Here is a 25,537-nt window from a genome sequence, read left to right as displayed (position 1 = left end):
TATTATTTTTAATGATTACTATTTTACTAATAATGCTTCTAACGCTTGCAAGCGTTTAGCCATTTCATTCATTTCAGTTTCTAACTTCTCAATACGATATCCTTTTTTATTCAGCTCTTTTTGTTGATCAATAACATGTAAAAAGAGTTCTTCTGTCTTTTCTAATAGCTGAATAGATAATTCAGACACATTAAATGAGTAGCCTAGATCTGTTTTCTCTAAATCTGCAATAGGAGTTATACCTGGTAGATGTCTATTCGTTCTAATAAATCTATCTACACTAGTTAAATCATAGAACTTATAATCATATTTTAAATTAGAATATCCTTCAAAATAATTATCAAACACATAGTCTGCATAATAGCTATTCGTAGCAGTTATACTACCATTTATTCTCAATTTTTCATTAGGTACTTTAGCTGAATCAGACTTTTCAGAATACCCAATTCCTACCCAACCATTGATATAGATATCTTGGTTATTTTTAGTAGCCTGTTCTGTCGTATTAACAACGTACCAAGGCTCTTGAGCGATCTGATTAAACGAAATAAAAGTAGGGCTCTTTAATTCATCTGTATAGATTAATTGCTTCGTATTAATGTCAGCTTTTAATGAAGTTAACGTTTCTGAATTAGTAAAAATATCAGCTACATATATAGTTGTTATATCTTTATTTTCATCACTATACACTAATGCTTTCCCCTTACTATTATAATCATCTTCTAGCTTTAATGATGTAACTGTTTCTATTCCAGAAGGACTTCCGTCACTTCCAATACCGCCAAACAAATCACTCCCTTTAATATCTACAAGATCTTCCTGTTCGTTTTTATATACAAACTTCTTTGCTTTATAGGTTCTTAATAAAGAAGGTACAACAGGAGCATTAGGATCTATTTCTTTTTCTTTATCTACATGCACCTCCATCATTTCACCAGTAACAGGATTTTGTTCTAAATAAACATACATTGTTATCTCTTCAGGAGTCAAAGTAGTTAAGGTCTCAAATTTCCTAATAACCTCACTAAGCTTCATTGTTTCTTCTTCATTGGTATCTTTATTAATCCAGGTAAAGATATAATCACCTTTATCCTCAATAATTTTCACACTATTCGGATCAGCTATCTCCTTTATGTAGTGATTCAAAGTTGTATTAGAAACAAGAGTATTCCATTTATCTCCACTCCAGAAATAAAAACCTGCTAACATATCTTTAGTGCCTGTATGATATATAATTAGGCTATCTGGATAATCTGTTCCTACTATTGTCAACTTATCTGTACTGTTTTTTAATTCAATACGTGGGATCAAAACTCCTTTATTATTAGAATAAATTTCTAATTCAGATGAGTTATTGGGCAAATGGGTTCCTATTCCAGTCTGACCATACACACTACTAAGTAGTGTAAAAATTATCATAATAAGAAAATGTGGCTTTTTCATTTTATTGTATTTTTTATAGTTGAATATTAATTATTTTGTATAAAATTACAAACAATTACAAATAACAAACATAAAAAACAACAACAAATATATATTTTTATATAAATAAAAATTAACACACACAATAATAAAAAAACAATCAATAAAAACTATTATTTACAAATAAAAAAAACACTAAATAGTTAAAAATATATCAAAAATATCAACAATTAAAACCATTATTTAACAACAAAACAACAAATACATCTAAAAAAAATATTTTACAATAGATAAAAAAATTGTAATTTTCATTCTTTAATAAAAAAACACCTCTCGCAAATAAATAGTATTATTTACTTTTTCACTTCTTCTATTTAACATAACACCCCCTTCTTATATACTTCTATAATTTGAAAACTTACATAAAAAAGAAGAGTCACCTCATCACAAGGTAACTCTTCTCAAAATTGTGTTATAAAAAATCACACTTTCGTGTCTCGTCAATCAAAATAATCAGAATTTAAACAATACTATCTTTCACTGACAGATTACTCTGCTGCCCAAAAAGCCCACTCTTTACCATTAAAAACACACATCATATTTGATTTTGTATCATAAACTATCGTACCTGTTGGTGGAGAAACTATGTTTAAATGTGGGCTTTCTACTCTAGGTAAAACCAATGCTTTACTTGGGCTATCTAATACAAGAACTCCATCTATGGCCACAGAAGGGTCATTTCCTATTAAAATATTAGCACTTGCTATTTCAGTTAATTTATCTTGGGCTATTATATTTACCTCACCTGTATTAATCGATAAATCTACCCATTGATTTATACCATTAGAGTACTTAATTTTTTTATCTACCACATCGTAAATTAATGTGCCTTCCACTGCACTAGTCGCAAGAGCGCTATTAATCTTAGGTAAAACTATACCTCGGGTATCATCATCAGGAAACTCTAGTATAGAGCTTGGAGATAAAAAATAATCTTTACTCCCAATATTTACTTGTTGGCTCCATGCAGATAAAGGGATAATACCCACACAAAACAAAATATAACTAAAAAAAATCTTATTTTTCATTTTCTTCTTGTTTTTAATTGTCAGGGCATGATTGCACTATACAAGCCCATATTTTACCATTGTACAACTTCATACACTTATTAGTTGTATCATAAACCATCATCCCTGCTATAGGGTTTGAAAACGCCTTAATCTGTGTATCAGTTAATCGAGTAAGAACAAATCCTTTAGATTTAGATTCTAAATAAAGAATTGCATTTATACCATCTTCTGCTAAAAGCTCTCCATTACTACGATCTAAACTAGTCATGATAACAAAATCAGCATTTTTCTTTACTATACTACCTTCTACTCCTGGATAATAACAAATTAAACTACCTCCACAGAATGGAATTGTTGGATCTAATACAGTATACGCATCATCCAAGCTCGAATTAATACATGCATCCTCAGAATTTCCTATTAACTCTATACTTGCTCCAAAATCAACCACTTGAGCAATATCTGCATCAGGGACTTCACTAGGTTTAGTGTATTTATTTCCTGTTGCGGCTTCTATTATTGCTAAGAAATCTAATGCCTGTAACTCATATGTTAATTCTAAGGTGCTTCCTCCATTAATATTTAAGCCTTCGACAATGTGCATTCCTTCTTCACTTTCTATCATTCCTTGTCCCAGATTAGATTGGAATTTATTAAACCTAAAGTCTTCATGATACATAAACATAATTCTCAAATCAGCAAATGTAACAGTTGGATTTGGGTTTTTTACTTTAGCCTTAATTGTAATAATGCCATTTTCTTTATAACATTTATTCAAAACAGGCTCAATACTTATTTCAGGAGATAATACTCTAGGCTGATAAATCATTTCAACTTTAGTAGATGTACACGATGTAAAATTATTGTAATCACAACTCTCTATAGTCAGTACCTTATTCTCATTAAGACTTGTATATGTCAATTGTCCTCTATTTTCGTAGACTTTTGCTACTGCATCGTCTTTAAAACGTACCCTTGCTGTAATTGTAGTAAAAGTCATAGGGTCTAATTTAACCTTATCTATCTCTAGTTTTCTGGTTCCTTCATAATTATTGAAAATTGCATCATTAAAAGCACCTTCTGTTGACATCACTCCACCATCAACCCAAAACATTCCTTCAGGTAATTCATCCTCAATCTTAACATAACGAGGATCACATGAATAATTCCACACTTTAAATGTATACTCAAAATCACTACATGATACCACCTTTGGTGGTGCTTGTAATGTAAACTCTATTCCATCTGGATTAGGAGATGCAGGTCTTGGACAATTTAACTCAACATCTCCAATTGCAATTCCTTGATATCCTCTTGACTTAGTTCTATAATGAATTTTATGCTTTATTTCTATTCTTGTCACCTCATGCGGAAAAGTAACAACTGCTGCCCCATTTTTATTCGAAATACTAGAACGTTTTAATCCTGTGACAATACCTCCACCAACAGAGAAAGTCTTTTTACTACTATTAGAACTACTCGAAATCACACCTCTATAAGTCGTATTACCACAATACCCTATTACCTCTACCATATCGGTACTTGTACTAGTTTTATCTATTCCATAAATTTTAAATTTAGCAAAAGTAGCCCCATCCTTAAATGTAATATTTGTAATCGAATAGTTATCATCACTTCCTCTTACCCCTCTAAATTTAGACTCTAAAAGAGTTCCATTAGACACTCTTGGATATTTTGACGCTTGCATAGAAGGGGTTTCCTTACCATTACTATAGGTCTTATAAGTAACATCAAATCTCAATCCATTCGACACTGTTAAATTTGATACACTTTTTAATCCAGCAGTCCATTGGCGAGAACTAAAATTAAACAATCCTGTTTCGTTTGTAGTACAAGCATTACATTGTGCCACGGCTGCATCTGCTCCAAAAGTTATATATAATTCGTCTCTATTAATTGGCAATCTGAACAAATGCTCATCAAGCTCCCCTCCTATGTATTGTCCAGGAATAACAGCTAACCAATTTTGATTTCTAGCATCAGCTTCTGTTTTAGCTACCAACATTTTCACATCATACCCTTGACCACTATAAGGAAAATCTTCTCCACCTGCCCTCACTTCTACTATAGTACTTCCTAAATTAGTCTTCCTAAATAACCAAAATTTATCATCTAATATCTCACTATATCCACATCCATGATCATTTACTTTAGTAGAAGTATATCCTTGACCAATATTAGTTCCCCAGTAGATTGCAGCATTATCTCTATTTAATGGTTCCTCTTGAATTACCCCAAGTCCAACTTCAAACTCTGTTCCTATAGTATTTACTGTCAAAGCTGCCCCTGAAGCAGTAGAACGAGATACAGAAATACTCGTATTAGCATCATCTCTAAAAATACCTGCTACATTATTATGATACCCTAAACCTGTTCGCCCCCATGGCCAGAAAACACTTCCATAAGATGACATATAAGCTGCATTATCTAATGTAATACCATATTTAGTTGCTAAATAACTCTCAATTTTACTTGTCTCAGCTCCATTTAACTTTCGATTGTAAACAATAATTTCTCCTATTTGTCCCATAAAGAACCCTGAAGTCAAACTCGCTCCTCCAATAATAACTCCTTCATCTGGTTTTAAAGCCCCCTTAGCTGCTCCTGTTAATTTATTTCCTTTACTATCTAATGAATATTCTGTTCCACTGAACCTGAAAGTCACATAATTAGTTGCTCCTTCTGGCACATAAGTAGTCTGTAGAGCTGTTGTATTAATCTCATATCCACCATGTCCATCTCTAGCACTAGTAAGACGTACACGTCCCCCCGTTTCTTTTGGACTGAATCCAATAGAAGGTCTTCTTGTAGATTTAGATGAAGGATCAGTACTACCAAATCCCATATAGTACATCCTTTTCTCATTCTTTCCTTTTTCCGCAATATATACACCAAAAACAGTCAGTCCATCAACAAATCCACTAATACCAAGAGGTGTAGCTAAAAATTGGCTACCATTAAACACCAATGCATTATTAAAATTCATTTTGTAACTTCCCTTTAATAAAGTAGGCCTTTGCTTTCCTGCCTGACTTACAGCACTAAAAGTCATATTCAAATGACTATCAGTAGTTACAGGTGCATTTGCCCATTCATCAACTTCAGTAGAAGAATACATTTTAACTCTATTATCTGGTTTTAACCAAAGCTGTACATTCCCTACTCCTCCAGGATATTCTCTTTGAGCAAATAAAGGCATACTCGTCAATCCTAAAAATAAAAGGGCTAAAATCTTATATAAATATCTATACATATCCTGTAGTTTAAACAATTAAAATAAAAAAGATAAAATCCCTTTTACTCCTTTATATATTCAACAATTAGATAATAGTTACCAGCTGGGTTATTCTGAATAATAGTCCCCGCAGTACCAATAGCCAAAACTGTCTTTGTCCCACTGACTTGTTTGCTAATCACTCCTCTTGTCATCGAATTACTACTCTCATTAATCAATTTAGCATCTACTACTAGGCCTGAAATTACTTTTGGTAACTCAACAGAGGTAAAAGAAGTAGCTTTATTTAACTTCACTATATATCGCATCACATCTTTTTCATCCCATTTCCCTATAATCTCCTCTTTAATAGTCGAATAAAAATTATCATTCCCTTTTACTGTTTTTGCAATATTTTTTATATGCTCTGTATTTTCAGCTTGATTAACAATAGTCTTAAAATCGTTACTCACATCCTGAGATACGGTAATATATTCTGGAATAGAACTCTCATTTATATATTTATAATAAATCATACCTGCATTAGGTACATTTGCAATATTCTCTTCTACTCCTTCTTTATTATAACGAGTTACATTCGTAACTGTTTCTTTCACAGCAGACGGAACAAAACTCTCTATATATTCCGTAAACACAGTACTTCCTTTTAAAAGCTCTGTCAGCTTCACGTTATTTTCAATACCTCGCTCAGGTTTATATACTAATACAGCCTCTCCTTCATCATACACCGTAGATAATGATGTCAAAGACTCAAACGTCTTAATAACATCACTAAGTTTCATTGTTTCTTTAATATTAGTATCCTTATTAATCCATGTAAAAATATAGTCTCCTTCATCATATGTAACCGTAACACTATTCGGATCCGCAATTTCTTTGATATAGTGCTGTAAAGTAGTATTAGAAACTAAGGCATTCCAATGATTCTCAGCCCAAAAATAGTATCCCGCTAACATAGCTTTAGTTCCCGTATGATAAATCATCAAACTTTCAGGATACTCTGTTCCAACAATAGTAGACTTATCTTTAGTATTTTTTAATTCAAGACGTGGAATTAGAACTCCTTTATCTTTAGACTTAATCTCTAACTCAGAAGAACTACTTGGAATTTGAGTTCCAATACCAGTTTGACCATACGCTCCTATTCCAAGTGTGAATATTATTAAAATTAGCAAATGTGGTGTTTTCATTATATTGTGTTTTTTATTAATTACAATCTAAATATTCTATCAAAAATACAAATATTAACACAATTTTAAATACATTACACTATACAAATTTATTTTTTATATAAAAAACAACGAAACAAAGTAAATATTAACAAAAACAAAATAAAAAACAACAGTGGTAAAATTTATAAACACTCAACACTTAAACATATTATTAAAAATTCTTATACCCATATAGTATATTCAACATAAATGATAAATTAAACACATTAATTACAACTTTTTATCAATATAAAAAACCTATAAAACTGTAATTATTATATATACACATTAAACAAGGCCTTGATTAGAATTAAAAATTCTATAACAAAAATATTTTATTCTTATAGTTTTTTTCTCAAAAATCATATTTATCGCCCTTCAATTGAAAAATTAGGATTCATTCTCACTTCAAAAAGTATTTTATATACTTTGTTGAAAATAAGATGCTAAACAGATTGATAAGACTTATAGGAAAAAATGTTCTCCTCTTTCCTTACTTCCTTTATATGATAGAAATTACAAATTCCTGGTTCTCTTCATACATATATTCAGGAAACTGAAGGATTACAATGCTATTCTCTTTAGAAAAATTCTTTATGCATGTCTTTTTTCGATATATAACTCTGTATCTACCGACTAATGCTTCTCCTTTTTATTGTAATTCACTGCAACTAGGAGTAAAACATACAAGCCCTATTTCTGAAAAACTTATTCTAGATTAAGTGTGCTTCTTTGTTTCTACATATACCTTTGTCTCATCGAAACAGAAAAATAAAACAACAATGAATATATTAGCTTTTGCTGCTACCAATAGCAGTACTTCTATAAACTTAGAATTAGTAAAAAGTGTAACTACTCAATTTGAAGGACATAACATTAATATTCTAGATATCAATGACTATGAGATGCCTATTTATTCTCAAGATAGAAATAACCAAGGTGTACCTCAGCAAGCATTAGATTTTAATCAAGCGATTCTAAATGCTGATGCTATTATTATAGGATTAGCAGAACACAACGGTACGTTTAGTACTGCTTTTAAAAACATATTTGATTGGGGGTCTAGAGTGGAGAAAAACTTCTTTCAAAACAAACCAATGATGTTATTATCTACATCACCTGGACCTCGTGGAGGACAATCTGTCATGGATAATGCTTCAAGCATATTTCCTTACTTTGGAGGGAATATTAAATGTCAGTTTTCATTACCTAGTTTTCAAGATAATTTTAGTAATGGATCAATTAATACACCTGAATTAGCTTCTCAATTAACAGAGAAAATTAATAGTTTTAAACAACAACTTTCTTAAGTCTTTAAAAAATCCCTACAAAGATTTTGTAGGGATTTTTACTTTATATACTCATATTATTGTATATAGAAGAAAAGGTTTTAATGATTTCTTTTAGATCCTCTCCTGTAAAGTTTAATTGAATACGCTCTCCTGTTCGCAACCATAATACCAATTGCGATTTTTGGCTATCTATCTCTGTGATAGAATAAGAGATTACTTGTTTTAATGGTAGTACCCTATACTCTACAGCACCTCCTGCTCTATTAAAACTAAACATGAATTGAGAATACGTTAGTGTAAACTGTCCATTTACTCCTCTATATCCTACTTTAAATTTAATCCAACTAGAAAATTTACTAAATGTTGTTTTAGTAACACTAGTATCTACTTTCTTTAAACCATCGATTACATAGTTAACTTCTCCCATATTCACTTTTTTCATTTAAATATATACATTTATACTTATATTCTTTACTTCAATAAAAAAATGAGTAAATAAGACTATAATAATATGTAATAATCACGATATAAATCAAACTCATCCCATCTTTTACCTCTTTGATTCAAATTCCTTACCTTTGTATTGTTCAAATGCTTACCAATACTAAAGAATATCTTATCTCTTATACTTACCCGATAAGGTAAAGCATTTCCACAGCACTAATCTCTACTGAGAGAATTTTTAGAATCAACGAAAATGAAGAATAACTTTTTTGTCAACTTGTTACAACAAGAGAGCAAAACACTATTTAAATTAAAACACAGCGAACGACTGTGGCATATCCCTTTGATGGCAATGCTCGCTACAGGACTTCCCTTATTAACAGGATGGTATTTTGACAATCTTCAAGCAGGACTTTTAGCCTGTCTAGCAGGATTAGTTATCTTATACCTCCCTTCTAATATTCCTACTGCTCAGCGCATGATCACCATGCTGGTATGTTCCTTTGGTTTTATGTTATCCTTTGCAGTAGGCATATCGTTTAGCTTTAACTTTATTGCTTCTGCTATAGCCTTTGGTATATTCGTTACTGCAGTTCATTGGGTCAACCTATATTTCAATACTCGACCTCCTGGTAGCTTCTTTTTTATTATGGTAGCTTCTATGTCTAGTAATATGCCATTTGACTTAGCTACTATCCCTACACGTTTAGGATATGTAGTCATGGGCACCATGTTTGCTTGTACTCTAGCCTTAATATACAGTGTTATAGTAGGCAAAAAATACAACAGTAAAACAACTATACGCCTAGTACGTCCTGTCCCAGTCAAAGACCAATTTGATTACCTTATCAAATCTATTATAGTAGGCACCTTCATGTGTATTTCTTTATTAATAGGTCATCTATTGAAATTTGACAATCCATATTGGATCCCTATTTCTTGTGCCGCCATTATGCAAGGGATTTCTTTATACCACGTATGGCAACGTGCATTACAGCGTATCGCAGGTACTTTTATCGGATTAGGACTTTGTTGGGCACTTATCTCAGTCTCTACAGCACCTTTATATTTATGTATTTGTATAATGGTACTTCAGTTTATTATAGAAATGTTTATTTCTCGTAACTATGCAGTAGCTGTTATCTTTATTACAGCCCTTACAGTACTCCTTGCAGAGGCGGGTAATCCTATTATCAGTACACCTAATATTTTGATCCAAGCTCGTTTTATCGATATTGTGATTGGAAGTATTATAGGAGGTATTGGTGGTTGGTTCTTACATCATGAGTATCTAAGAAAACAAACTCGCGATAGTTTGCGCACTACACGATTACAATTACTCAAGAAAAAAAGGCATAAAATAATACAACAGTAAATCATATAAAAAGAACCTCTATAGAATCTAATCTATAGAGGTTTTTTCTTTATACTTTTCGGGATGTAAACTCTAAAATGTCTTTTCCTGGATGAAATTCCTCTCCATTCACTAAATTTATATAAAAACAATTATATACGTTCTTCACTTCACCTTTCTCTCTTTCTAACTCTACTTCAGCTAAGTACTCTGCTCCATCTTTTACATAGGTAAATATAGGTTCGTACACTACAGTTCTAGTAGTGATATCTAATATCCCATACAAGCCATTTTCTTCTAACTGAAATACACAAAACCTGATATTATCCATCAATCGCAAAGAAAAAAATACAGGTGATAATAACCACTCCTGAAGATCTACATTCCACACTCCCACTCTACTCACTTGATCCTTTTTAATCGACACAAAATAAAGAGGTTCTTTTATACTGCTTATCGTTCTAATCTTCTCTAGTAAGAACCCCTGAGGGATATCTTTCTGATCTATTAATAGTTCTTTTGCAGGCCAAAGTACCTCATTGTAATAAGAGGTAATAGAGTAATCACTTGGCTTATCTAGACAATCTTTAAGTACTCCATGCTTTGTCAAGATATAGAATTCGTTTACTCTACTTTCCGTACTAATAGGAGCTACTTCCACTATAAAAAAATGCTTAGAGACTACGGGATAAATATTCAATAGATTCTTCCAAATATCCTGTATACTGCGTTCACTTTTAATATCAATTACCTTTAGATGAACAGGAATATACATATCAAATTCATAGTTGACATAATACCTTCCATTCCCTATCGTATCTCTACAGATAGTTGGTTTAGCTATTAAGTGAGACTTAGCTGTCTGCATAGATACCTTGTATTCCTTCCCTTTATAAGTAATTGGAAAAATAGGTTGAGGAATTACTTCATAGGACTTCACTCTTTTACCTTTCAGATTATACACTCTTACCTCATCATCATTCACTTTTCTCACCCATCGCAATCCATTGTCATAAGTACTAACTACTTTTTTGACTATTCGTTTTAATCTATCCTTTTTTGCAAAATACAGATCATCTCCTACCTGAATTAATTTACTACCAATCTGTTTTATCCTGATAGAAGTACCACTTCTAGTAAGTCTATCTTTAGTAATCGTCTTTGTATCTAGTACCTGTCTTGTATCTAATGCTAATACAGTTACTTTCTCTCTTATGACCTCTGTCCCCCATAACGGTTTAAAGGAAGAGCTAGTACTCATGATATTAAAGTTAGGCAAGAACTTCCATTGCCAGAAGCGACTGTGGACAGTATACGACTGCACAATATTAGCTACTGTAAAACACCCTACCTCATATAACTCTATTCGATCATATCGACACTTCAGTACCTCTTTATTCTCTAGGTCTATCACACCGTACATCCCTTGCTTATCACGTACTACAGCATAACCTGACTTAGTGAATAATCCTCCACTAGCATACTGTTGACTGATGACAATTTGTTTATCTTGATTACAATATCCATACATTCCTTTCTCATCTACAAAAGGATATATAGCAGCGGTCTTATTAGTTAATGTGGTATTCATAAGCCTGAAGTTTAAAAAGTCTCTTAAATATAGTGATTTTTTAAACTTCTTCTTTAAAAACAAAAACTTAATTAACTAAATACCAAATACTTTAACACACTTATATTATTCTTTTTGCAATAATTCTAATTCTAGAATGTACTTATTCTCTAACTCTTTATCTCCACTTAGTACAAAAACCTGTATAGCTTTTTCTAAAAGATAAGGGTAAACCTTTATTTTATTTAAAGTTGTTTTTATCCAAGGATATATATCTTTGAACATCATATCTTCTTTATTCGAAATTCCTATCAGTAAATTACAAGCATATATAACATAGTACCTTCCTAAATTTATTTCATAACACTCCTCTACTTCTTCTAAGTATAATATTCCTTCTTTTAACTTTAACCATGCTTTGACATACTCCTTAATGCTTAGATAATCTTCTATTAATTTACTTAAGAAGCTTGCTTTACTCCAAGCATCATCCTCTACATACTCCCATAGCGCTTCTCTTCCTGCTATCACTTTATTTATATCTCCTATACCCTTATAGAAAGACACATAATCCTCCCATCTTTCCTTATTCCATACAGTGATATTCTCTTCCCAAGATTGAATACACGCTTTGGCAATTTCATCTTCTTCTAAATCCAATGCATAATAAACAATGCCTTCTGTAGACATCTCTTCAGGACAAAGGCTATAATATCTTTGTTTTCTTTCCTTCCACTCTACAATGTCTTCTTCATCCCAATCACATTCTGCTAGACTATCTCCAATTAAGTCATAAAAATCTTCTTTCCAACTTACCTCTTGATGGGCTATCCATTCAAATGTATTCTTCACTCCATTGTGTAGCAAATACTCTCTATCAAATCCACAATGTGTATCAAAGTTAGCATTCTTCGCTTGAATAAATAAGGAGATATAATCAGGACGTTGATATAAACTAACGAGATACGCTGCTAGATCTAATGCCTCTGTGAATCCCTGAAAATCATCTTCTCGCCTACTTGCTATCTCTGCTTCAAACAATTTGACTAACAACTGCTCCTCTCTCAATTCTTCTGAGTGTAAGAAGCCTACTAATACTCGATGTCTATCTATTGCATTCTCATGATTTCTTTCTTTTCCTAAGTATTCATATTTCTTCAAGTGGATAGGTTCAGAGACTAACTCCTTCACCATCTTCTTATACTTTTCTAACATCAAGTTTATCATTTCTTTTCCTTCTTTTTATTGAAATTCAAATTAACCACATATATCTTAAACCTAAAATACAAAAGGCTATCTAATGAAAGATAACCTTTTGTATATATTATGTGATATAGTTCGTTGTCTAGGACAGAGCGTTAAAAAACATTCCTAATTCAACTAGTATCCTATAGCAATATCATCTCCACGAGTATCTGCTCCTGCTTGGTAAGTACCATTTTTATTGACTAAGATTCCCTCTACGCGTCCATAAGGTTTGCGTTCTTTTAGGATATACCCTTTATCTGTAAGCGCTTTTCGCACTCCAGCCGTAATCGCTGTTGGTTCATAATCAACATGATCAGGAAGCCACTGATGGTGAAAACGAGGAGCAGATACTGCCTCTTGCATATTCATCCCAAATTCAGTTACATTTAGAATCGTTTGAAACACAGAAGTGATAATTGTCGATCCACCTGGTGTACCTACTACCATGTACAACTTACCGTTTTTCTCTAAAATTGTTGGAGACATTGAGCTTAACATTCGCTTTTCTGGTTCTATCGCATTCGCTTTTCCTCCCACTAATCCGTACATATTAGGTGTACCAGGCTTCACAGAGAAATCATCCATCTCATTATTCAACAAGAATCCTGCTCCTCCTACTATCGTTTTAGAACCATAAGAATCATTTAATGTAGTCGTTGCAGACACGGCATTTCCCCATTTATCGACTACACAGTAGTGCGTTGTCTCATCGCTCTCATACCCGCCTAACTCTCCTGCTTTAACATCAGTACTCTTCGTTGCTTTGTCAAAAGACATAGACTCCATACGCCCTAGATTGTATTCTTTATTTACTAACTGATTTACAGGCACTTTATAGAAATCAGGGTCTCCTAAGTGCTCAGCTCTATCTGCATATACACGGCGTTCTGCTTCTACCATTACTTGTACTGTTTTTTCAGATTGGAATCCCCACTTTGCTAAAGGGTATTTCTCTATGGATTGGAACAAAGAGATTAAGGCAATACCTCCACTACTCGGAGGTGGCATAGAGATTACTTTTAATCCTTTATACTCTCCTACTATAGGCGTTCTCCATTTTGCTTCATAGCGTTTTAAATCTTCAAGAGTTATCATTCCATTACCTCTCTTCATCTCTCCTACGATTAACTCAGCCGTTTTCCCTTCGTAGAACCCTTTATGTCCTTCTTTTTGTACACGTTTCAGTGTTTCAGCTAAATCTTTTTGAATAAACACATCTCCTTTTGACCACTGTTCTTTTTCAGTAATAGCTGTACTTTGTGTACTAAATTTCACGAAGTTATCGTGTTGTTTAGTGAACTCACCTGCTTGTTTTTCTGTAATACTAAATCCTTTCTCTGCTAAGTCTATAGCTGGCTGTACCAATTCTTCCCATTGTAGAGAACCGTACTTAGCATGAGCTTGTACCATACCTGCTATTGTACCTGGTACCCCTGTTGCTAAGGCTCCTCTCATACTCAATTCTGTTATAGCTTCTCCATCTCCTCCCCAATACATATTTTCTCTTGCTTGCATAGGAGCTTTTTCTCTATAATCTAATGCGTCTATCTTACCATCCTTACCGCGATACACCATAAATCCTCCACCTCCGATATTACCAGCATTTGGATATACCACAGCTAATGCTAGCTCTACTGCTACAGCAGCATCTACTGCATTACCTCCTTTTTTTAGGATATCTACTCCTACTCTACTTGCCTCTGGGTGTGCTGATACAATCACTCCATTCTTGTACGCCTGTGGATTCTGAGCTACTACTTGTAATAAGCTACCACATAGGATAAAGGCTGATAATATAACTTTCTTCATGTATTGTTGTTTTTGTTACCGCAAGATAGATATTTTGAATTTATTATTAAAATAAGTGTTCAGTTATAGATAAATATTCAAAAACATCTCAACATAAAAGAAATACACTATTAACACTTATCTTTACAATAAATCACAGCTATGAAACTATTTAATTTCCAGAAGAAGAAAACAGAAAGTCACGACCAACCCCACACTGAAGAAGAGATATTACTACATGAGTTAGTCGACCAAATCACTAAATTAAACTATACAATCCAAGTAGATAAAGCTACTCAGATTATCATCGTTAATGACCAATTACTATTGGAATTCAGAATCATCCGAAATCCTGATTATGCAAAAGAACTAATGCACCTCATGATTAATACTGCACATCCTACTCATTTTCCTGATGGTATTATGGAAAGCATCGCTGGGATAGGCGAAACGGTACAAGATAGAATAGCATCTGTAGTAGAGAACTATATCACCTCTACCTTTAAACCCATCGCAGAGAGCCTTACAGATACCCATTCACCAGAATATGATTTCATTAGTGATGAAGTACTATGGCATCCCGCATTAAGTGACTTACGTGTTCAAGGTTCTTTTAACAGAGAGCTGAGTGGTGATGAATTATATTTATTATTAGTTTCTAAACTTGAGTCTATGTTATCTAGAGATCAGAAGTTCCATTGGCTAAAAATGTATATATCAAAACAACAGTCAGGAGAAATAATAGGTGACTGCCTCTTAGATAACGAACCTTGGGATGAAGGATTAGATATATTAGCGGACTATATCAGTACATTCCCTGTAGAAAGCACATTTATAGGCATCAAACAATTCGTAGTGTTTAGACGATGTGATAAGTATGATTAGTACAAAAATTAAATATCACAAAAAAACCATACTCTTACTAGACTATGGGCTTTTTTAATTATTCTTAAAACATAAAACTAAATATTTACTTACAGCAAACCATTTTCTATGAGTAACTTTTTAAACATCAACGAAAATGCTTGATCAGGATTAGCAAATATTCGTAGCTTAGCCTTAAACTTCTCATCAAAAGGTAACTCTGATAAAGCTCTTTGTCTAATAATCTTATCTAGTTTTCTAAGTTCTGTACTTCTTAGTTTACTGTATAGAGGTTTATTCAAATGATATTTCTGTATTGTTTTTCTCCCTCTTTCAGTTAAGCCAATAACAACCTCATCTTCAAAACCTAAATGCTCTTCTATCTCAGCATCTATTGCTGTACATGGATCTAAACAATCTTGATTAGGCAAAGCTCTATTAGTTATTTTACCAACATTACTATCTTTATGGGATAGATATAGATTCTCCCATTCAAAAGCTTTAGTAGGATCTTCTGAGACTTCTACATAATGATCCACTTGTGCTTCACTTAAATCAGCGAACTTAACCTCACTATAAAAGCATTTATAAAAACTACTTCTAGCTAAAGTCTCCTTTACCTCTTTATGTCCATACTGACTAGTATGAGGCGTTACCTTATCTGACAGAGCACGCTTCTCCAAATACTTAGCTAACCATTTCTCCTCATTATCCACTAGCTTCTGAGGTTTATCTAATCGATCAATATACCTCATTACTTCGTTTCTAATAATTGTTTAAGTGTATCATCTAAATTCAAATACCCAAAATACTGTGGATTAATAGCTATTAACTTTTCTTCTATTTCTTTTTCTTTTGTCTTATCACCTGCTTCGATTGCTTCAATTCTTTCTTTTAAAAGTTTGTCAATCTCTACATTTGCAAAAGAACTTGTCTCCCCAAAAACATCAGAACTCAAGATTTCTTCAATAGGCTTATTTGAATACTTACTTGTCTCATCTATTATCTTTGAGTAACCTATCTCTGGTTTACACACATATACTTTAGCTCCTTCAACAGAACCTACGATAAATGGTGAATGTGTAGTCACGATAATCTGAAGATTAGGGAACAACTCTAAGATAGAGTTTAAGAATGTTTTTTGCCATTTAGGATGTAAATGATTCTCTGCTTCGTCTATTAACAACACACCAGGTGTTAAACAAAGTTCTGCTAAAGGTAAATCATTTAACTTATAGACAGAATACATCTGACTTAACAAAGAGATTAAACGTTGTACCAAATACAAATTCCCACTGCTCAACTTCTCTATCGTGATATCCACTCCATTCTGTCTAATGACAGGTAAGAAAGTAGAGCGCTCTACGTGTAACAGCTCCCCGTCTAAAAGACTAATCTTAAATATCTTCTTTAAAACTTCATAGATATACTCTCCCTCTGCTCTCTCTGTAGGATTGCTAGAGGATTTAAAATAATCAAAGAAAGTTACTATCTGTGTTGTATCTGTATTTCGTTGAATACCATCTAAGCAATTTCTTAAATACCCTTCAAGTTTAATAAAGCCTAAAGTATTTATACTAAATGTTTGGTGATCATTCTGGGATGTCCAATAATTAAGTATCCATTTATTTCCTTTTGCTGATGATGAATCAAATAATGCTTTTAGAAAAAACTCATACTTTTCTCCTCTATTATAAATATCAAAACTCTCTTTGCTATTACCTTCATTTAACCTTGCTTCCAATAACAAGTTAGCACCATTCAACTCTAACTCCATATTCAACAAAAAATCCTTACCTCTTCTTATTGAACGAATACTATCTCCCTCATATTCCAAAAACATCTTTCTAATCGCATCGATGATAATAGTCTTACCTGCTCCATTCTCTCCAGTGACAATAGTTACTTGGCTACCAGCATTTTCGTTAGTAGCAAATTCTATCTCATCATCTAAGAAAGGGCCAATATTCTTTAAGTATAACTTCTTTAATTTCATCTTATCATCTTTTAGGTAAAATTAGATAAATCTTAATTATCACACAAATATCATTTATAAGTAAAACCAGGCATTCTTCCCCTACACCACCCCTAACGCTTCAGCTATCTCTATTCTCCATCCATCCACGTCCTCGTACTTCTCGTTATATTCCTCTACTGAGAGATTTCTTAATCTGTATAACTCCTCTGACTTAGCAAAACCTATCTTGTTCCCTACCTGTATAAAGTCTTCTAAAGAGACTCCATCCTCCACTGTGTCATCATAATACTCAATCATGATATCCATTAACAGCAACTCTACATTAGTCCCATAATCTCTGTAAATCTCATCACATTCAAGCTCGAAATACACTATCCGTTCATCATCATTCTCTTGTAGAAGTACTGTAAAGCTCACTCCACAACAGAATATAGGTGTAACTTCTTTGCCTACTAATATATCATAGTTAAGAATACTTGGTAAGTAATAATAAGCACTGTCTTCACTCTCTACCCTAAACTCTAGTTCCTCTATATTCCCAATGTTCTCTATGAATACTTGTGGTAACCCAAAATCTTGTAGTCTCTTTACTCGACTCTCTTTTGCGACTATTTCTGTCATATTTCCTTAATTAGATTATACCTATTACAACGTTTCATTGTTTAATACCTTCTGTGCATATGCTAATGTGAACTCTATTCTAGCATCCTTTCTAATCTTTTAAAAATCATCATTTGTTTTCTTATGATATTTCTCTGCAAATAACGCTAAATAATCAACATTATCTTTTTTCCAATAACTAAACTCATCAGGAATTAATCCAGAAATACAACTATCCCAAACAAATGTATATTCCCAATGTAGTGGTATATACATTTCATAATTTATTGCTTCATACAGCTTAAGTACATACAACATACAAGCATCAAAATCTACTAACATCACAGGATAGATATCTAATAAATCCCATATATTATCACTTACTTCATATCTAAAAAAGAACTCCTTTTGTAGCTCTTCTACACTCTCTTCTCTTAGCTCATTAATTAATCTATCACAGTTCGTTTCATCTAAAGTTCTGATACTAAAACGCTCTCTTTCTTGTTCATTACAAACCATTGAGTAATTTTCGTACCTAATGTTCCAATCCATAACCCAATACTCCCTATCACATAAAAAGTACTTATACTCACCTTTATACTTTACTAATGTTATAACCTGTTCCTTCTCCTCTAATTTATAAAATTTCAAAACATCTGTCTTCATTATTCACTTTATTCTATTTTGTTGATATCTATTGTTTTTATAATACTGAAAACAAAACTGTAAATCTATCAACTGACCATTATATAAAAAGGAGAACAATAACTCTCTTATTGTTCTCCTCTTTTCTGTATTAAACTATACGTTATCTACTCCACTGGTATTTTATTTATAATCTCCTTTATAGTAGCTTCTGTATACCCTGACAAGCTCCATACCTTATTGCGCTGCCCACCAAAAGTCAGTACTAAACTATACCCAATCAATACCCCCGAATTTCTATGTTCTAACACTCCTATATCTTGAATATCTCTCACAGAATATAGCATCTTCTCACCTTTGACAGTTGTGATAATAAGATGATCTCCTTCAAAGTCAATACTATTACAATACTTAAACACATAGTATATCGCACCAATAATAAAGAAGGGCAATACGACTAATAAAAACCACTCTACTGTATCAGGTACTTTATTAGTAAGGGCTAATACCATACTAACAATAACACCAATACCTCCAAACCATACTAGCTTACCTAATATAATCCCTATCAGATGGTTATACGATTTTTTCATATTTTTTGCGCAAAAATATGAAACGCATAAACACTATCCCTATGGATATATAAATAGTACCGCAATTAATCTGATTATTACCACCAATACTTAGGGTACTTCCTCAGCTTGCTTATATTGTTAAATAACAAGGCTATTACTGTGATAATAACAGATCCTGCCAAAACAGGATTAACAATAAAAGACCAACTCGCTCCTCCTAGTATAATGACTAGAGGATCTGCACCTGCTGGTGGATGTGTAGTCTTAGTCACCAGCATTAAGCCTATCGCTGCACCTACTCCTATTGCTAGAGAATACCATTCTGTTCCTAAAAAAGTAAGACATAGCAGTCCTACTATACTCGCTAATAGATGACCTCCTATGATATTACGAGGTTGAGCCAAAGGACTATCAGGTACTCCAAATGCCAATACACAAGTCGCTCCAAAGGGAGCCATGATTAAAGGCATTTCTAATTCTTTAGTCATAAAGGCTATCACACCTATCGCTAACATACCTCCTATCCCTGAGTATATAGAATGTTTGGAAGTAGCTGATTGTGGACTAGTCTCTGTTGTTTTAAATTTTGCTATATATCGCTTCATTTAGATTAAATCTTGTTTTAGTAATTCTATTGTTTTCTTTACATAGGCTGAGTCCTGATAGACTTGACTCTCTGTCAGCCCTGCCTCAAACAGCATATATAACATAAAGGCTCTGTTCTCATCTGTCACTAATGCCTTAAAATATGCTTGTAATTCTGTCTTATGCTGATGGATGACTTCATAAATTTTCCCTTTATGCTCAGGTAGCTCTGACAACATATTAAGAAATGCACAGCCCCTATATCCCTCCTTCTCATTCATCTCTATAATATAGGTAAACACTGCTATGATGCGTTCCTTAATCGTGCGCTTCTTCTCCACATCTTCTTTCAGTCCCATAAACCAATAGTCATGTCTAGCTTTTAGATACGCTACAGCTAGATCATCTTTCGTTTTATAATGATCATAAAAGCTAGATTTAGCCACCTTAGCTTCTTCTATCACAGCATTGATCCCTGTGCTATTATATCCATATTGATGAAAGAGTAAAGTAGCAGCCTCTAATACTCTCTCCTTAGGTGAATTATTTTTCATGAAACAAATATAGAAATAAAAACAGACAAGTCTGTCTGTTTTACCTTTTTTATAGATCATTTTTTAATCGAGATAGGTCATTTGTGGCCATTTTAGGACATTTGTGGTCATTTTTTCCCATCTCAAAAAAAACATATTTATAATTCAAAACTTTGCAAAGAGAAAACTCAAGAATAAAAATAGAATACAATCTGCTATCGCATTTGATGTCTGGTTGTATTCTAGTAGGGTTTCACTCGAATTGAGTCCGTAGTGAGTCCGTTATGAGTCCGTACTCACTCCGTTAAATCAAGCAAAAAAACGGAGACGTATCTCACGTAGTACTCACATAATAATAAATGAACCAAATCAATAGTCAAATAAGACTACTATGTAAGTAAAGTATAACCAATAAATTATAACAATTATGGCAAAAATTGATGCAAAAGGGAGACCTCAAGGAAAGTATCTAAACTCTGTATTCAGAATAGTAGATAACAAAGTCATTATGCAAGGCAAACCCTCTAAACAAAAACAGACTAAAAAAACGAAGCAGGCAGCTACAGACTTTGGTACGGTACAGAAATGCAATAGGCAATTAAGATACCTAATCCAACTCGCGATGAACAACAATCATTGTAAAAAAATGCACCTTAGAATGAACACGCATGCATTAGCACAGTTGCGTAATAATGAAGTATTTCCTTTAGGTCAACGCACTTACTTTAATACAGATCTAAGCGGGATGGTAGGTTTTGACTTTAATACGAATACTCCTTTTGGAGAGTATTGTACCCTACCAATTACTTTTCAGAAACTAGATAGTCATCAAACACGTATTAGTATAGATACCTCTACTATCAATGACTATTTTAACTTTGAAGATAATACATCTGAGATTAAAGTAGAGTTATTTATACAATATCATCAACTTAACTATCAAGAAACCCACAAAACAGAAAGTATTTCCTTCACTGTCAAAAAAGGAGAAATCCTCTCTGCTAAAGAGTGGATCATACAGAATACGTTAGAGAGCAGTATTACCCTTGTGATAGGACAGTTATGGTATCTAAAGCAGACCTTAACTGGTCAATACATTATGATTAATAATCGTGAATTCCATCCTAGTAGTATACTCTATCTTGATAATGGCCTATAAAATACAATGAAAAACCTAGTGGATAAAGGTAGAGAATCACTGATATTCTCTACCTTTATCTTTTTAACTGTAAGTGTATGGGGTGGTTTTTGAATAAAAGTAAGTTTCCAAAAGAAAATAAGGATAGAGGAATCATAAGAATAACAGATAATGAAATTATTATCACTAATAGATCGTATGAGAGTGAAGATGAAATAATCCTAATCCCTAAAATAGAATACATTTATCTAGAGACATCGGACTATAGTGAGCCAAGTATGTTCATCTACCAAGATAGACAGTACTACATCCCTGGTGATTATGTAGGTACAGAAAAACTGTGGCTATACTTAGCCGAACAGTTTCATTTCGATATTAACTTGGTGACTCAACACCTCAACGATAAAACAAATAATATACATAAGCTCTACAGAACTACCTACAAACAGAATTATAAGCTAACGAATACATCTAATCATGATTATCTCGAAGGTTTTGAGATTATAGCTCCTACCCCACTATTTGTGCCTTGGAACACGACTAAAGAAGAGTTATTAGCACAAGAGTATATTCATTCGGATGGATTCTATGCAGAAACAACCTACCCTGTACGCATTGGCAATATCACTGTAGATAATTTAGGCACTTATATAGATGATGTACGTGCTGATGTAGCTCCTACGAGTTACTATACTAAATGCTTTGCTCCAGATGGATCTGATACTAGCTTATATCAACTAAAAGAGATTCTAGAGCACGATCTAGGTTCTACTGCTACCTATACGTTTTATAATGAACACCACTTGTTCTTCTATGCAGAATCTGATCATATCACATTCGAACTAAACTATACCGTAGATGATCCTGAGTTTAGAACTGTAGCTTATAGCTTCACTTCACTGAATATCAATACTAAGTATGATTATCCCGACCTATTATCAGATGACATATATACACCGAAACTAGTATTGTCAGCTACTTATGTATTCAACTATTCCCTTACTGCACCAAGTAATTATCTAAGAAATGAAAGAATCAAAAGTACTCCTGATCTTGTAAAGCTACAGAGTAAAAACAATTCTGTTATATGGATAGATAAACCGAATAATAGGATTGGATTTGCGGATAAAGCCTTTGCTATTACATTTAATAAAGAAGAAATAGACTCTCTTACACTATGGAATACCCTACCTGCTAAAGGTGGTGGATTCTGCGTATTATCTGTAAATTTAAAAGAGGGTAACACTGTCACTGTCTTTGAAGGAGCACACGATACGATTAAACATGATTTAGAGGATTTAGAGCAATTCTTAGGTTTACAGATTAATTTTTATGAAGACTATAATTGTTGATTTTAGAGGTTAGAATACCATTATCTCAATAAAATTTCATAGCTTAGAATAAATAAACTTGTCTTACTATGGGATTTCTATCAAAGCTATTTGGAAAAAAAGAAAACAAACCCTCCTCTACGAATGTATCAACAGTACCTACTGTCTATATTGACCTATCAGAGGAACAAAAAAAGGCACTCAAGCAGTCTACACTCCCACTCAGAACAGGACAACTGTATATGCACTATTGGGAAGAGGATTTACTAGCCGAAGACTATGACAATGTAGACTGGGCTCATAGGTTAGTACACTTTTGGGAAGCTGAAGAAGTATTTGAAAAGAAATCATTACCACTCCCATTTTTAGATCTAGAAGAGAAACTCTTTCTATTTAAAGGTGACTTGACTAATATAGAATTTGAGATCGGAAAAGCACTTCCTTGGTCTGGTTTTCCAGGAGGAGCTACGAAATATACTACCTATCTCAATGAACAACTAATCTCTATACCTCAACTCTCTACATACGGCAATATAGATTATATAGAACGTGTACCTCTTACTGAGCATAACTTAGATGTACTCACTGAAGGCAATGACCATCTACTCCTCCTTGATGAGAGAATAGTCCAATACAATAAAGGGGAGTTCTTCTTAGATAATACTATCGTACCAATAGATATAGCGTATAGCACAGGTGGACTTCATTTAGTTAGAAAAATAATGACTTAGTACAGTATATATCGATACTTTATCTTTCCTACCTATATTAACAGAACTATTCAAATAATTCTGAATGTGACCCTACACGTTCTAATCTGATAATATTTGGATTTTTCTCTTCAAACCAGATAATTAAATAATCTGATTCGATGTGACACTCTAAGCGCCCATTCCAATTACCAATTAATTTATGTGGCCTCATTTCAATTGGAACATTACCTACACCTCCTTCTATCAATAAGTCAATAAGATCAAGTACTTTCTTCAAGCGTTTCTTATTGTTCTTAATTTTCTTAAGATCTTTTTTAAACTGAGATGTAAGTTGCAGTTGATACATACACTACATTTTATCAATAAAATCGTGAAACTCTTCTTTGCTAATAGTTTCTAAATTAGTTTCATTCATAGCATTTATACTATCCTGATTAGGCTCATGATAATTAGTTGCTTTAATCAATAGTGTTTCTAATAGATTATTAAAACTACGATTATTCTTTCTTGCTAATTCTTCTATATGATTATATAGACCTGGATCTAATCGAAAAGAGCCAGCTTTTTTAGGTTTCTTTGTACTCATAAGTATATCTTTGTATTTATTTGTATTACAAATATATACAATTCTTATCATATTATAACACGTATAAAATACCTCCGTAAGAAAAAAAGAATACTATTTTATTTCGATTCTATACCTTTGTAAAAAAAATAATACACTAAAAATGAATATTATACACAAAAACAATATAATCCTTAATAAGCTTCCACCTTTAGAACAACAAGCTTTAGTGGAAACTGATATTGTACTTGGTGGCTACCAATGTTTGACAGATTTCATTCTCAAAGTTGTAAAAGAAAAAGAAGAGGAAAATAGTAAGAATAATGAGGTAATAATTGCTTCTGAACGAGATGCTGAAGTTTTTATTGACGCTATCTATACGATACAGGAACCTTCTATTCGATTAATAATGGCTTTTAAAGAGTATAATGCTATCATAAATAAAGGGTAGTATTAGTACAGAAAGAATACTGTAGAAAGGGATTTGACAGTATTAAAATGTTTATCTCTATGAAAACTCTAGACATTTTATTTAAAAAAAGTTAATCTTAGATCTTACGCTCAACTAACTATAATAAAAAAGACGACTCTTTCGAATCGTCTTCCTCATATTATTATAATTCTACTTATATAAAATAAGCAGCTACTACTCCTAATATTATAGCTATAAGCTTATTGATATTAAATGAATGTCCTTCGTTACTCTCAAAGATAATAGTCGATGAGATATGGAATAAAACACCTACTACTATAGCAGATATCTCAGCGTAATACTGAGTCAAGAACTCTACATTACTAGATACCAATGTTCCTAATGGTGTCATCAGAGAGAAAACAACCATAAAGAAAAGCACTACCTTCTTATTCATATTTGCATTAATAAAAAAGGCAGTTAATATCACTGCTATCGGCAAGTGATGTATCGCTATACCCCATGCTAACTCTTCGTGCTGACTCACTGGCATTCCCTCAAATAAGGCATGGATACACAAGCTGATAAATAAAAGCCAAGGTACCTTGTCTAATTTGTCATGGGTATGGACATGCCCATGCTCTGCCCCTTTAGAGAAAAACTCTAATATAATCTGGAAGACAATCCCGATCATAATAAAGAAACCAATATTACCAGAACTGTGGTCGTGTCCGTGATCATGACTATGTCCCGCATGCTCTGCTAATGATGCGGCTTCACTAGCTGCATACACATCAGGTAACAAATGGGTAACTGTCAATGCTAACAGAAATGATCCACTAAAGGCCATTAGCAATTTTAAATTCTTTTTGTTTTTGGGCTGTAATAGCACTGCTATTAAATACCCTACAATAACTGATAATAAAGGTATAATATAAACCAT

Annotated in this window: 25 protein-coding genes; 7 read left to right on the top strand and 18 right to left on the bottom strand. The window is 32.9% G+C overall.

What is annotated here, in order from left to right; all coding sequences use genetic code 11:
• Positions 1 to 18: 18 nt before the first annotated feature.
• The 4 genes from BK054_RS11135 to BK054_RS11120 all read right to left on the bottom strand — a co-directional run bounded on the left by BK054_RS11135 (position 19) and on the right by BK054_RS11120 (position 6,938).
• Complete coding sequence (locus tag BK054_RS11135; RefSeq protein WP_058699467.1) at positions 19 to 1,443, bottom strand: hypothetical protein; 1,425 nt, start codon at positions 1,441 to 1,443, stop codon at positions 19 to 21.
• A 527-nt stretch (positions 1,444 to 1,970) separates the two neighbouring features.
• Complete coding sequence (locus BK054_RS11130; RefSeq protein ID WP_006263166.1) at positions 1,971 to 2,510, bottom strand: hypothetical protein; 540 nt, start codon at positions 2,508 to 2,510, stop codon at positions 1,971 to 1,973.
• Between the two features lie 13 nt (positions 2,511 to 2,523).
• Positions 2,524 to 5,766 (bottom strand): hypothetical protein, encoded by a 3,243-nt coding sequence (locus BK054_RS11125; protein WP_058699466.1) that lies wholly within the window; start codon positions 5,764 to 5,766, stop codon positions 2,524 to 2,526.
• A gap of 44 nt (positions 5,767 to 5,810) precedes the next feature.
• Positions 5,811 to 6,938 carry a hypothetical protein gene (locus BK054_RS11120; protein ID WP_058699465.1) on the bottom strand — a complete coding sequence of 376 codons (1,128 nt, stop codon included), beginning with the start codon at positions 6,936 to 6,938 and terminating at the stop codon, positions 5,811 to 5,813.
• Positions 6,939 to 7,741: 803 nt separating this feature from the next.
• Between BK054_RS11120 and BK054_RS11115 the strand changes: the two genes are divergently transcribed.
• The gene (locus tag BK054_RS11115) at positions 7,742 to 8,269 is read left to right on the top strand and encodes an NADPH-dependent FMN reductase (protein ID WP_006256715.1); all 528 of its coding nucleotides are present in this window, start codon (positions 7,742 to 7,744) and stop codon (positions 8,267 to 8,269) included.
• A gap of 43 nt (positions 8,270 to 8,312) precedes the next feature.
• On the opposite strand, the gene BK054_RS11110 is transcribed toward BK054_RS11115, so the two are convergent.
• Entirely contained in the window at positions 8,313 to 8,693 is a 381-nt protein-coding gene (locus BK054_RS11110; RefSeq protein WP_230456712.1) for a hypothetical protein, read from the bottom strand.
• A 255-nt stretch (positions 8,694 to 8,948) separates the two neighbouring features.
• On the opposite strand from BK054_RS11110, the gene BK054_RS11105 reads away from it, so the two are divergent.
• Positions 8,949 to 10,070, top strand: a complete 1,122-nt coding sequence (locus BK054_RS11105; protein WP_058699464.1) for an FUSC family protein — start codon at positions 8,949 to 8,951, stop codon at positions 10,068 to 10,070.
• Between the two features lie 49 nt (positions 10,071 to 10,119).
• Here the strand turns inward: BK054_RS11105 and BK054_RS11100 are convergent, their stop codons facing one another.
• From BK054_RS11100 to ggt, 3 genes are all read right to left on the bottom strand, one after another.
• Complete coding sequence (locus BK054_RS11100) at positions 10,120 to 11,640, bottom strand: WG repeat-containing protein (RefSeq protein ID WP_058699463.1); 1,521 nt, start codon at positions 11,638 to 11,640, stop codon at positions 10,120 to 10,122.
• 105 nt (positions 11,641 to 11,745) lie between these two features.
• Positions 11,746 to 12,846, bottom strand: coding sequence for a hypothetical protein (locus BK054_RS11095; RefSeq protein WP_058699462.1), 1,101 nt, complete (start codon positions 12,844 to 12,846; stop codon positions 11,746 to 11,748).
• A 153-nt stretch (positions 12,847 to 12,999) separates the two neighbouring features.
• Positions 13,000 to 14,676, bottom strand: coding sequence for a gamma-glutamyltransferase (gene ggt, locus BK054_RS11090; RefSeq protein WP_006266681.1), 1,677 nt, complete (start codon positions 14,674 to 14,676; stop codon positions 13,000 to 13,002).
• Positions 14,677 to 14,817: 141 nt separating this feature from the next.
• On the opposite strand from ggt, the gene BK054_RS11085 reads away from it, so the two are divergent.
• Positions 14,818 to 15,540, top strand: a complete 723-nt coding sequence (locus BK054_RS11085; protein ID WP_006256721.1) for a DUF6348 family protein — start codon at positions 14,818 to 14,820, stop codon at positions 15,538 to 15,540.
• 89 nt (positions 15,541 to 15,629) lie between these two features.
• Here BK054_RS11085 and BK054_RS11080 read toward each other — a convergent pair whose 3' ends face one another.
• The 7 genes from BK054_RS11080 to BK054_RS11050 form a co-directional block, all read right to left on the bottom strand.
• The gene (locus BK054_RS11080) at positions 15,630 to 16,274 is read right to left on the bottom strand and encodes a hypothetical protein (RefSeq protein ID WP_058699461.1); all 645 of its coding nucleotides are present in this window, start codon (positions 16,272 to 16,274) and stop codon (positions 15,630 to 15,632) included.
• Entirely contained in the window at positions 16,274 to 17,515 is a 1,242-nt protein-coding gene (locus tag BK054_RS11075) for an AAA family ATPase (protein WP_058699460.1), read from the bottom strand. The genes BK054_RS11080 and BK054_RS11075 overlap by 1 nt, the downstream gene beginning before the upstream one ends.
• A gap of 81 nt (positions 17,516 to 17,596) precedes the next feature.
• Positions 17,597 to 18,118 carry a hypothetical protein gene (locus BK054_RS11070; RefSeq protein WP_058699459.1) on the bottom strand — a complete coding sequence of 174 codons (522 nt, stop codon included), beginning with the start codon at positions 18,116 to 18,118 and terminating at the stop codon, positions 17,597 to 17,599.
• A 99-nt stretch (positions 18,119 to 18,217) separates the two neighbouring features.
• Positions 18,218 to 18,763, bottom strand: a complete 546-nt coding sequence (locus tag BK054_RS11065) for a hypothetical protein (protein WP_058699458.1) — start codon at positions 18,761 to 18,763, stop codon at positions 18,218 to 18,220.
• Positions 18,764 to 18,909: 146 nt separating this feature from the next.
• Complete coding sequence (locus BK054_RS11060; RefSeq protein ID WP_058699457.1) at positions 18,910 to 19,335, bottom strand: hypothetical protein; 426 nt, start codon at positions 19,333 to 19,335, stop codon at positions 18,910 to 18,912.
• A 77-nt stretch (positions 19,336 to 19,412) separates the two neighbouring features.
• Entirely contained in the window at positions 19,413 to 19,922 is a 510-nt protein-coding gene (locus BK054_RS11055; protein ID WP_006256723.1) for an HPP family protein, read from the bottom strand.
• A complete protein-coding gene (locus tag BK054_RS11050) occupies positions 19,923 to 20,456 on the bottom strand; it encodes a TetR/AcrR family transcriptional regulator (RefSeq protein WP_039329066.1) in 534 nt (177 codons plus the stop codon).
• Positions 20,457 to 20,862: 406 nt separating this feature from the next.
• On the opposite strand from BK054_RS11050, the gene BK054_RS11045 reads away from it, so the two are divergent.
• The 3 genes from BK054_RS11045 to BK054_RS11035 all read left to right on the top strand — a co-directional run bounded on the left by BK054_RS11045 (position 20,863) and on the right by BK054_RS11035 (position 23,635).
• Positions 20,863 to 21,594: a hypothetical protein gene (locus BK054_RS11045; protein WP_058699456.1), complete on the top strand. Its 732-nt coding sequence runs from the start codon at positions 20,863 to 20,865 to the stop codon at positions 21,592 to 21,594.
• 77 nt (positions 21,595 to 21,671) lie between these two features.
• Entirely contained in the window at positions 21,672 to 22,925 is a 1,254-nt protein-coding gene (locus tag BK054_RS11040) for a hypothetical protein (protein WP_058699455.1), read from the top strand.
• Positions 22,926 to 22,993: 68 nt separating this feature from the next.
• A complete protein-coding gene (locus BK054_RS11035; RefSeq protein WP_058699454.1) occupies positions 22,994 to 23,635 on the top strand; it encodes a hypothetical protein in 642 nt (213 codons plus the stop codon).
• 46 nt (positions 23,636 to 23,681) lie between these two features.
• On the opposite strand, the gene BK054_RS11030 is transcribed toward BK054_RS11035, so the two are convergent.
• On the bottom strand, positions 23,682 to 23,963 hold the full coding sequence (locus tag BK054_RS11030; RefSeq protein WP_006260838.1) for a type II toxin-antitoxin system YafQ family toxin: 282 nt from the start codon (positions 23,961 to 23,963) through the stop codon (positions 23,682 to 23,684).
• Positions 23,964 to 23,966: 3 nt separating this feature from the next.
• Complete coding sequence (locus tag BK054_RS11025) at positions 23,967 to 24,203, bottom strand: hypothetical protein (protein ID WP_058699453.1); 237 nt, start codon at positions 24,201 to 24,203, stop codon at positions 23,967 to 23,969.
• A gap of 142 nt (positions 24,204 to 24,345) precedes the next feature.
• Between BK054_RS11025 and BK054_RS11020 the strand changes: the two genes are divergently transcribed.
• On the top strand, positions 24,346 to 24,633 hold the full coding sequence (locus BK054_RS11020) for a DUF1778 domain-containing protein (RefSeq protein ID WP_006263155.1): 288 nt from the start codon (positions 24,346 to 24,348) through the stop codon (positions 24,631 to 24,633).
• Positions 24,634 to 24,808: 175 nt separating this feature from the next.
• Here the strand turns inward: BK054_RS11020 and BK054_RS11015 are convergent, their stop codons facing one another.
• Positions 24,809 to 25,537 carry a ZIP family metal transporter gene (locus BK054_RS11015; RefSeq protein WP_058699452.1) on the bottom strand — a complete coding sequence of 243 codons (729 nt, stop codon included), beginning with the start codon at positions 25,535 to 25,537 and terminating at the stop codon, positions 24,809 to 24,811.

It is taken from the genome of Myroides sp. ZB35, from assembly GCF_001865835.1.
Taxonomy (GTDB): domain Bacteria; phylum Bacteroidota; class Bacteroidia; order Flavobacteriales; family Flavobacteriaceae; genus Flavobacterium; species Flavobacterium odoratimimum.
Note: the sequence above shows the minus strand (reverse complement) of the source record. Positions and strands in the feature narration are given on the sequence as shown.